Genomic DNA, 10014 nt, shown 5'->3' on the forward strand with positions numbered 1-10014 from the left:
CTGGTTTGTGATCCTTTACTACCTTTATGAATATGGAAATACCTACTTTGACGGGATGACTGAACAACTGAAACGTCAAGGAGAAAGCTTTAACTACCAAAACCGTGGTGTTTGGATCAACAGCCAAGATAAAACCATTATTCTGTTTGATCAGTCTGATCAACGCCTCGTCAAATATCCCTTTGATTACATCACTTCCGTTGGACACTACAACTTAGTCGAAGATAACTTTAGAACCACGACCACTGTGATCAGCAATCCAATGATGGGAACACATGTCAATCAACAGGTCCATCGCACACCGATGAAACGAGAGTTTCAAGTCAATATTGGTACACGAGATCCATTCAAACCGAATTACAGCCTAAAAGTCCTATTTCCTTGGCGTAGTCCACAAATGGCCAGTGAAATCCGTCAATTATTATCGGCTGATCATTATCAATAACAACAATATAAAAATTTAAGGCAGTCAATCATGATGATTTCAAAATCGTTCATGCCATCAGTTCTAATGATGGCAATCAGTACAGCAATGGTCGGGTGTGGTAGTGGTTCGGGTGGAGATTCAAGTTCATCCAATGGCGGTGGAACGGATAATCCAGATAATGGCAATCCAATCCCTAAGCCCGTGACCTGTGTTGAAAGCCAATATCTGGAAGAGGGTGTATGTAAAAACAAGGTAGTGCAGAATATTCAGTCACTACCATTCAGTACGCTGATTCAAGGTCAACGCTATCCATTATCGCTGCAAACAGATCAAGGTCTAGTAGTAACGTTTAGCAGTAACACACCCAACATCTGTAGTGTAAGTGGCGGTGAACTTAAAGCGCATAAAGTCGGTCAGTGTAATCTGGTATTGACACAGGCAGGGACGGCAAAAGTTCTAGCACTGAATAGCAGCATGACCGTCAATGTGAGTTGTGCGGCTGAGCAATATCTAGAAAATAATGTGTGCGTGAATAAGCTCAAGCAAACCATTACCCCACTAAAAATCAAATATATCCTGACGGAGAGTGTGTATTCACTGGATACGGAATCCAGTGCCAAACTACCTGTCACGATTAGCAGCCTTTCTTCATCAACCTGTACCTATAGTCAGGGGGAACTCAAAGGGATTGGTGCAGGGTTATGTACCCTTAAACTTACTCAAGAGGGGGATGCTAAAACACTGGCAGCAGAGAGTAAAACCATCAGCTTTGATGTGTTTAAAGCTTCATCTATGGGTGATGCACCCGATATCAATAACTGTTATGCAGGTAAGCTCAGAGCAAAGTTTAGAAATGAGTTTTTACATGAGCTCAATACGGTTCGTGCCTTGCATGGGTTGCCAAGTATTACATACGATTATGCCCATGAAGATGAGATGATGCAGACTGCCCTGATTCTTGCGGCAAACAACATCTTGACTCATTACCCTGAAGCGACCACAAACTGCTATTCAGATATTGGTGCAGTGGGTGCAAAAACCAGTAGTTTGGAAATGGGGGTAAGACAGAATAAATATGACTATTCACCTGCCGAAAGCATTACAAATATGGTGCATGACAAATTAAATCTGTTTGCAGGAGATGTGGGGCATCGCCTCTGGATGCTTAATCCTTTCTTACAAAAATCGGCGTATGGTTCAGTTAATGCGCCATCATTTAAAGATACCCGATTCCCTTATGTGGTCGGTACGTCCTACAAAGTGGTTTATCCCTTCGACAATCCAACCACTGCACCACTCGGTGTGATTGCCTATCCCTACCACAACTATCCAGCCAAATATTATATGGCGGGTTCAATTCTCTCGATTTCAGTTTTAACCGATCAAAAGAATTTCTTTGCCAATCGAAATGTGGATTACGCCAAAGCCACTGTTGTTGTCACTGAACGAAGTAGTGGAGCTAAACAGAAGATCAGCAATATACGCTATGAAAATATCGGAGTTCCTAACCATATCCAATTTAACTTCGACGATTTGAAACTGAATGTGATCTACGACGTCAAACTCAGCAATGTCTTGGTGAATGGTCAGCCTAAAGAATATTCCTACTGGTTTAATGTGAATGATTAATAAGGATAAGAATCAGATGAAAAAATTAATACTCCATCTTGCTGTCGCTAACAGTATGGTAATGACCAGTTCAACAGTATCTGCTGAAACCAAGAAAGTGAACCTGTCGGCAGGACTGAACTATGTACTGTCACAAGTCGTGACCAAAGGAGATAATAATCAAAGTCACCATAATATGGGAATGCTTTACTACTTAGGAAAGAAAGGTGTACCTGTAGATCATAAAAAAGCGGCTGAATGGTTTTCCAAGGCAGCAGTGAATGGTTTTGCTCCTTCACAGTACGCATTAGCAGTCATGTATCTTAATGGGGATGGTGTACCACAGGATGCAAAAAAGGGCGTTACCTTGTTGCAAAGTGCTGCACGGCAGGGACAACCTGAAGCGGTCAAGTTATACAATGTATTGCAGGCTAATAAAGCACAGCAGCTCAATGCTGTTCAAACGACATCAGTACAAACAGCTACAACAGCCATTAAATACTATGATACATCCAAGCTTGAACCTAAGAACTTTAAGCAAGTTGTACTCCCTAACCTAAGTACAGATACCGTTGCTCGAAGTTTTTATAAAGTGACATCATCCAGAGAAAGAGGAAAAGATGATTACTGGGGAAGTGGCAAATACTACTATGTTAATAAGCCTAGCGACTTGGATGATCTCACTGATGCTGTAATCAGTATCGCGCCTATTATTACTTACCAGAATATGCAGGGGGAAGCCCGTTATTTAGTCCCTGTGGAAGTGACTTTAGCAATCGAAGGGAGGATAGAAACTTCACATGCTACACGAGGCACTTTGGAATTATATCTCTTTAAAAAATTGGACAATGGACAATTCCAAATGATTTCAAAAACAGCCCAAGGGGGAATTGAAAGTATAGAGGGATATGGTCGAACCTCATGGAATGCTCAAGAATTTAAAAAGAACTTACAAGCTTTTGGAAACAATACACTAGGAAGCTATACCATTGATGGTTATTACGGCAATGGTTATGGGGAAAGCGTGTGGTCACTTCTTCTGTTAAATGAAGACGACTATATTGTTGAACAAATGTTCGAAGAAGGAAAAGTTTCAGAACAACCAGAGTACGGCTATTCTTCAGCAATCAAAGTTAACAAAAATGGACAACCATTTTATCCATTCCAGATTCAATATCAGGGAACGGATTTGAACGACAATAGTCAGATGGTTAAAGTAAATAAAATTGTACCTTATCAGTATGATAGTAAGAATAAGTTTTATTCAAAGCTGAAATAATACTCGTAAATTAGAATAGCTATATTGATGTCTATCCTCCTGTTTCTAGGTATTGGGAATTGGAGGACACTATAAGAATGAGGAAATATCAGTGAATATTAAACCAATTAAAAATGATGTTGAACTTACTAACGCTTTTATTCGATATTGAAAATAGATGAAAAATATGTGCAACATATTAAAGATGGTAGAATTGGCAATTATTTTGCACCAGTTGGTACTCCAGCAAACCATTTAGGAATTAACCCAGCAGGAAGAGTGCCAATTACTTTTGCTCCAGTAAAGGAAACAGAGGTGCTTAAATCAAAAGCTAAAGAAATTGTTGATACATGGACTGATCCGAATAAACCTTATCCAGCAAAAGGTGGTGGTACACAGTATTTTGTTCCAAACAAAGAAAATTTAAAACAGGTGAAGTGATTAATGAATAAACGGCTAGAACTATTTTATATTGCACTAGAAAAATGCGAGAATCTAATAGGTTTATATCCAGATTTAATTGTGTTGAAATCTATTTATAACCAAATTGAATATTTAATAAGTTTTGAAAAAAATATGGATATTGATAAAAGTCGAATATCTGAAATTATTATTGGGGTACAGACAGTAAGGGAAATTGAACCTTTAGATGATATAGCTTCAGAAATTTTTTATAGGGTAGCTGATGAAGCAAGAAAAATGAATAAATCCATGTGAATTGAAAAACGTGCATTACCTTTTAGCTCATTAAATAAACCTTATAGGCAATATGAAGTTATAAAGCCTATTACTCCTACAGCTGAATCAAAAATCTTACCATGGTTTGGACAACCTGGCCAAGGAACTCAGTATAAGTTGCCAAAATCTGTTCAGGAACTTTTAGATCCTAATAATCCATATTTAAAGGAAATTCGTAATGACAAGAGGTGAGTTAATTCAATATTTGTCTTCGTTGGGAGTGCATGATAGTAGTTATGCTTTCGACAAAATAAAAAATTCTGAGTGCGTAAGCATATTAAAGGAGAGAGAGATGTGGAATGTTTATTATACGGAAAGGAATATTCCTGACTGGCTTTGTTGCATAAATATGTAAGCATCTGATTTAAATAAATTTAATTTTGGATCAAGAAATAATCAAAACTTTTAAAATCATATAGTTATGAAATCTTTGTGCAACAAAGCCCTAATTAATCAAAATTTTTTTGTAGACTCAAGTTTTAGTGCCTGAGTCTATTCTTTCCCAAGGAGGCAATACAGTCCATTGTTCAACGAGGTAATCGATAAACATTCTGATTCTTGGAGACAAATGTTTTTTGCTTGGATAAATAATGCGAATAGGCTCGGGTTCAACTGTATATTTTTCAAGAAGAGGAATAAGTTGGAGCTGATCAATACTTTCTTGTGTGATATAGGTGGGTAGTTGTATGATACCAAACCCTGAAACTGCAGATGCCAAGATAGCATCTGAACTATCGATTTTCATCTTCTCAGGACCTTCAAAAACATAGATCCCCGAGTCTGTCTTGAATTTCCAGCTTCTACGATTGTTGCTACCATTTAGAAAAATTGTATCAAATTTTGCTAAATCTTCTGGAGTTTGGGGGGAACCATGTAATTTAATATATTGTGGTGATGCACATGTCTGCATTTTTTGCCATGCGATGGTCCGTGTTAAAAGTCGAGAATCATCCTTGGGTTCACCAACACGAATACCTATGTCAAAGCCTTCTTCAATGATGTCAACAAAGCGATCTGTAAAAGAAATGTCTGCTTTTAATCCAGGCCATTTTTTTAGAAAGGTGTCTAAAATGGGTAAAATATATCGATTTCCAAGTGAGTGAGGAGCTGTAATTTTTAAAGTACCAATCGGTTCAAGGCGACGTGAAGCCATTACATGATCAACTTCTTCTAAACCTTCTAAACCTTCTAAACCTTCTAAAATCTGCTGGCAATAATCAAAGAGAATTTGCCCCTCATCAGTCAAGCTTAAGCTTCGTGTCGTTCGATTTAATAGTCGCACTTTCATTTGTTCTTCTAAACGAACAATACTTTTACCAATAGCAGATCGTGATAAACCTAAATGTTTCGCTGCAAGAGTATAACTGCCATATCTGACTGAAGCTACAAAAGCAGAAATATCACCAATTCTATTGATTTCCATTGCTTTATCCCAATGTGATTATTCATTTGTTGGTAAGGTATTGAATATCCATTAATATTTAATACCTAATTTTTTTAATTTTGAAATCAGTGTCGTTGGATTAATCCCTAAAAGCTTAGCTGCACCCTCATCACCAAAAATTTTACCTTCACATTGTTTGATTGCCAGTTGAAGATTTTCAGTTTCTAACTGTTTAAGCTGTTGTATCGATAGGACTTGCTCAATTGCTGTAGCGTGATTGTGCTGCATAGTCTGAGAGGATTCTTGTTCCAGTAAATATTTAAATGAAACAGCGCCATGTTTGGCAGTAATCAATGCTCGCTCCAACACATTTTGTAATTCTCGAATATTACCCGGCCAGTCATAGTGTTGCAGTTCGAGGATGTGTTTTTGTGAAAAAGGTAAATAAGGCACTTTACGATTTTCACTGATCAGCTTGGTAAAGTGTGAAACTAATAGAGGAATATCTTCTTTTCTATCTCGTAAGGCGGGTGAGTGAATCGGGAATACATTCAAGCGGAAGTATAAGTCTTCACGGAAATTTTTGAGCTTAACTTCTTCTCTGAGATTACGATTAGTCGCTGCAATAATCCTGACATCAACGTGGCGAGTTTTTTCTTCACCAATTCGTTCAAATGTTCCTTCTTGTAATACTCTTAATAATTTACTTTGTAATTCTAGTGGGATTTCACCAATTTCATCTAGAAACAATGTTCCTTGATCTGCAAGTTCAAATCGCCCCGCTCGATCACGCACTGCTCCCGTAAATGCGCCTTTAACATGCCCGAAAAATTCACTTTCAAATAGTTCTGAGGGGATGGCTGCACAGTTAACACGTATAAGAGGTTGTTGTTTACGATGACTAGATTGATGGATTGCACGTGCAATCAGTTCCTTTCCTGTACCAGATTCGCCATAAATCATGACATTGGCATCAGTAGAAGCAACTACTTTAATTTTTTCAATGATTTGTAAAATTGAGGCACTATTTCCCACAATTTCATGATATTGATTCTCTTGTAGTATCTCTTCCTGTAAATATTCATTTTGTTGTTCTAGTCGACTTTTTAAGTCTTGTAGTTCGTTAAGAGCATGGGTGAGTTGTTTTTCTGTATTTAAGCGTTCGCTGATATCTCTAAAGACTACAACTGCACCAATGATCTCGCTTTCACGGATGATTGGTGTACTTGTAAATTCCACAGGAAAAAAACTGCCATCACGTCGCCAGAAAATCTCTTGTATTCCTTCATGTACTACACCATCGTGTACAGCTGCGTAGATTGGGCATTCCTCGACAGGATAGTGCGTACCATTCTCATGAGTATGGTGGTGTATTTTATGGATATTTTTACTAAGCACATCTTCTGGTTTTAATCCTAGCATTCTCGCACCAACGGGATTTATAAAGGTACATAATCCTTGTTTGTTAATACTGTAAATGCCGTCACCGACTGAACTGAGCAATAAATGTTTGCCTGTGTCCGAGTCAATAAAAAGTTCCTGTAAGGCTTGCCATTCTTTTAGTCCTGCGCGGATGACTTTGTCTGCATTTTTATTCAGTTGGCGTAGCTCCAGATCTTTGACATCGACCAATGACCAAATAAGTAAAGTTTTATTTTTATATGGAATTGAAACAGAACTGACATCGAATTGAATTTTTTCTCCATTTTTATCAAAAGCATATAGCTCATTATTCCATGCATAGCCTTTAGCTAGTGTTTCTTCTGTAAATGCCACTAAGTCTGGGAGTTGACTAAAATGACCAAAAATAGAGGTGATAGTTTTTTGAATCAGCTCATGGCGTTCATAGCGGAGTAATTTCGTAGCACTAATATTTACATCAATAAACTGATTTTGATGTGGGTCTAAAACGAGTAAGGCTTGAGAGGTGTGTTCAAATGCAAGTGGACGAATTGAATTCTCAGTAGTAACCCAATCGGAAATGAAGTCGGTATTATTCATGCTACGAAATTTCATAGAATAGGTTATGAAATTTCATAATACTACGAAAAATCATAACCTTCCAGCACTATATTTATCATCTAAAAGAGCAGTTTTGAAAATATTAATTATTATATTTCAATGACATAAAAATTAATTCCTACCAGAAAATAGATCTTGGCACAGCTCTCGCAATAACACGGATAGACCAAAACAGTTGGTTGAATCGAAACCGTAGATATGAGGAACGGCTATGCCTAAAGTAGATATTGAACAATACAAAGATGGTGATTTTCTTGTCGATTATGAAGAAAAAGTATTTGAGGATGTAAAAGCTCAGCCGGGTGAAAAAGCATTGGTGACTTTCCACACCGTTGCCTTTGAAGGTTCTATTGGCTTGGTTAATGTCTTACAAGCAAAACGATTATTACGCAAAGGTTTTGAAACCAAAATTTTGCTCTACGGTCCAGGTGTTCAGTTGGGGGTACAACGTGGTTTCCCAACTTTAGGTGCTGAAGCTTTTCCTGGACATTTGGCGGTCAATAATCAGCTTAAAGCCTTTATGGAAGAAGGTGGTGAAGTTTATGCCTGCCGATTCGCATTACAAGCGCTATATGGTCAAACCGAAAAAGCATTAATGCCAGGGATTCGTCCAATCAATCCTTTAGATGTAATGGACTTGAAATTACTGATGCGTCGTGACAATGCACTGATCATTGATACTTGGACTGTTTAAAGATTTAAGAAAGGGGAATAAGACATGAATCAGATTGTAAAAGCAGCAGCAGTACAGTGTAGTCCAGTGCTTTATAGCCAAAAGGAAACCGTACAAAAAATCTGTAATACGATTTTAGAGCTAGGTAAACAAGGCGTACAGTTTGCTGTTTTTCCTGAAACGGTAGTGCCTTATTACCCTTACTTTTCTTTTGTACAACCACCGTTTGCAATGGGTAAGGAACATTTAAAGCTTCTCAATGAATCTGTGGTTGTCCCTTCTGAAGCAACCTTTGCGATTGGTCAAGCCTGTGCTGAAGCAAAAATGGTGGTTTCTATTGGGATTAATGAGCGCGCGGGTGGAACAATCTACAACGCACAGCTGTTATTTGATGCTGATGGTTCAATCATTCAGCATCGTCGAAAAATTACCCCAACTTATCATGAACGTATGGTGTGGGGACAAGGCGATGGCAGTGGGTTGCGTGCGATTGATTCTGCTGTCGGGCGTATTGGGTCACTGGCATGCTGGGAGCATTATAACCCTTTGGCACGTTTTGCCTTAATGGCAGATGGAGAACAGATTCATGCTGCCATGTTCCCTGGTTCATTAGTCGGACAGGTGTTCGCTGATCAGATCAGTGCCACTATTCAGCACCATGCTTTGGAGTCAGGTTGTTTCGTAGTTAATGCGACGGCATGGCTACATCCTGAGCAACAACAACAAATTATGAAAGACACTGGTTGTGAAATTGGTCCAATTTCAGGTGGATGCTTCACTGCTATTGTATCGCCTGAAGGGAAATTTCTAGCCGAACCTGTTACTCAGGGTGAAGGTTATTGTATCGCTGACTTAGACTTTTCATTAATTGATAAACGTAAACGCATGATGGATTCGGTTGGTCATTATAGCCGTCCAGAATTATTAAGTTTATTGATTGATCGTCGTCCGACACAGGTACTACATGAACTTAAAGTCGAATCTTCAGATTTAACAAATCTTGAAAAGATTTCCAGATTTACGGAAGAGCAGGTTTAAGCCTTATTAAACCAATTCTATAGAGAGGGGTGAGTATGTCTGCAATACAACTTTTGACTGATTTGCAATGTAACGGTCTGAAATGGGATGGTGAATTTGGTCTATCTCGTAAAGGCGGTGCAGGGCCAAGTGATCATAAGGCACTCAGCCTAGATGGGCAGACGATGATGATTCCAGTGTTGAATCTAGCTGCACAAGAGTCTCCATACAGTGCCAAAGCTGATCCAGATTCTGACCAAGTGATCGTATTTAAAAACCGGATTCCTGTAGCAACATTAACAGCCCCATCTCGTCCAAAGTTTTATGACTTAACTACAGACGAAGGTATTCCATATGAGCAAATTGCAACTTTGCATAGCCACGATGTCTTGGCAACAACAGTATTACAACATTGCATTCGTATGAATGATAAAGCTACGGCTTGTCAATTTTGTTCGATTGACCAATCTTTAAAAAGTGGTCGTACTTTAATTCGGAAACGTCCTGAACAGCTCGCAGAAGTTGCAAAAGCAGCTGTGGAACTCGATGGTGTACAGCAAATGGTCATTACCACTGGCACACCTAATACTCCAGACCGTGGAGCAGAGATTTTATATGACAGTGTAAAAGCAATATGTGCTGAAGTGAAGTTACCTATACAGGTGCAATGTGAGCCACCCGATGATTTTGCATGGTTTCAAAAGTTAAAAGATGCAGGTGCGGTGTCAATTGGTATGCATCTTGAAGCGGTGAGTGATCGGGTACGTCATAAAATTATGCCGGGTAAAGCAGAAGTTTCAATTAATACATATTTTGCAGCATTTAAGGCGGCAGTTGAGGTATTTGGTCGGGGGCAAGTAAGTACCTATATCTTAGCTGGGCTAGGC

The 10014-nt window shown here is 38.7% G+C and carries 11 protein-coding genes; 9 read left to right on the forward strand and 2 right to left on the reverse strand.

Annotated features, from left to right (window positions below):
- The 6 genes from A2003_RS06685 to A2003_RS15045 form a co-directional block, all read left to right on the forward strand.
- A partial coding sequence (locus A2003_RS06685; RefSeq protein WP_286687017.1) for a hypothetical protein occupies window positions 1-445 on the forward strand: 445 nt, incomplete at its 5' end.
- Window positions 446-475: 30 nt separating this feature from the next.
- On the forward strand, window positions 476-2056 hold the full coding sequence (locus tag A2003_RS06690; RefSeq protein WP_016541975.1) for a CAP domain-containing protein: 1581 nt from the start codon (window positions 476-478) through the stop codon (window positions 2054-2056).
- Between the two features lie 16 nt (window positions 2057-2072).
- Window positions 2073-3314, forward strand: coding sequence for a tetratricopeptide repeat protein (locus tag A2003_RS06695; protein ID WP_004682117.1), 1242 nt, complete (start codon window positions 2073-2075; stop codon window positions 3312-3314).
- Between the two features lie 168 nt (window positions 3315-3482).
- Window positions 3483-3734 (forward strand): polymorphic toxin type 46 domain-containing protein, encoded by a 252-nt coding sequence (locus A2003_RS06700; RefSeq protein ID WP_010589574.1) that lies wholly within the window; start codon window positions 3483-3485, stop codon window positions 3732-3734.
- Between the two features lie 3 nt (window positions 3735-3737).
- Window positions 3738-4010, forward strand: a complete 273-nt coding sequence (locus tag A2003_RS06705) for an immunity protein Tsi6 family protein (RefSeq protein WP_008941961.1) — start codon at window positions 3738-3740, stop codon at window positions 4008-4010.
- Window positions 4011-4223 carry a TNT domain-containing protein gene (locus A2003_RS15045; RefSeq protein WP_081377758.1) on the forward strand — a complete coding sequence of 71 codons (213 nt, stop codon included), beginning with the start codon at window positions 4011-4013 and terminating at the stop codon, window positions 4221-4223.
- 280 nt (window positions 4224-4503) lie between these two features.
- On the opposite strand, the gene A2003_RS06710 is transcribed toward A2003_RS15045, so the two are convergent.
- Window positions 4504-5454, reverse strand: a complete 951-nt coding sequence (locus tag A2003_RS06710; RefSeq protein ID WP_286687018.1) for a LysR family transcriptional regulator — start codon at window positions 5452-5454, stop codon at window positions 4504-4506.
- A 51-nt stretch (window positions 5455-5505) separates the two neighbouring features.
- A complete protein-coding gene (locus tag A2003_RS06715; protein ID WP_008941952.1) occupies window positions 5506-7431 on the reverse strand; it encodes a sigma 54-interacting transcriptional regulator in 1926 nt (641 codons plus the stop codon).
- A gap of 217 nt (window positions 7432-7648) precedes the next feature.
- Between A2003_RS06715 and A2003_RS06720 the strand changes: the two genes are divergently transcribed.
- The 3 genes from A2003_RS06720 to A2003_RS06730 form a co-directional block, all read left to right on the forward strand.
- Window positions 7649-8131 carry an MSMEG_0572/Sll0783 family nitrogen starvation response protein gene (locus A2003_RS06720; RefSeq protein ID WP_002058090.1) on the forward strand — a complete coding sequence of 161 codons (483 nt, stop codon included), beginning with the start codon at window positions 7649-7651 and terminating at the stop codon, window positions 8129-8131.
- Window positions 8132-8155: 24 nt separating this feature from the next.
- Complete coding sequence (locus tag A2003_RS06725) at window positions 8156-9148, forward strand: Nit6803 family nitrilase (protein WP_002058125.1); 993 nt, start codon at window positions 8156-8158, stop codon at window positions 9146-9148.
- Window positions 9149-9183: 35 nt separating this feature from the next.
- On the forward strand, window positions 9184-10014 hold an 831-nt coding region (locus A2003_RS06730; RefSeq protein WP_286687019.1), incomplete at its 3' end, for an MSMEG_0568 family radical SAM protein.

This window comes from Acinetobacter sp. GWC1_38_13, assembly GCF_001767535.1.
Classification (GTDB): Bacteria; Pseudomonadota; Gammaproteobacteria; order Pseudomonadales; family Moraxellaceae; genus Acinetobacter; species Acinetobacter junii.

Excerpts from the sequence above, each read along its gene's own strand:
- A2003_RS06690 (WP_016541975.1), top strand. The coding sequence starts at position 476 with ATGATGATTTCAAAATCGTTCATGCCATCAGTTCTAATGATGGCAATC.
- A2003_RS06695 (WP_004682117.1), top strand. The coding sequence starts at position 2,073 with ATGAAAAAATTAATACTCCATCTTGCTGTCGCTAACAGTATGGTAATG.
- A2003_RS06705 (WP_008941961.1), top strand. The coding sequence starts at position 3,738 with ATGAATAAACGGCTAGAACTATTTTATATTGCACTAGAAAAATGCGAG.
- A2003_RS06710 (WP_286687018.1), bottom strand. The coding sequence starts at position 5,454 with ATGGAAATCAATAGAATTGGTGATATTTCTGCTTTTGTAGCTTCAGTC.
- A2003_RS06715 (WP_008941952.1), bottom strand. The coding sequence starts at position 7,431 with ATGAAATTTCGTAGCATGAATAATACCGACTTCATTTCCGATTGGGTT.
- A2003_RS06720 (WP_002058090.1), top strand. The coding sequence starts at position 7,649 with ATGCCTAAAGTAGATATTGAACAATACAAAGATGGTGATTTTCTTGTC.
- A2003_RS06725 (WP_002058125.1), top strand. The coding sequence starts at position 8,156 with ATGAATCAGATTGTAAAAGCAGCAGCAGTACAGTGTAGTCCAGTGCTT.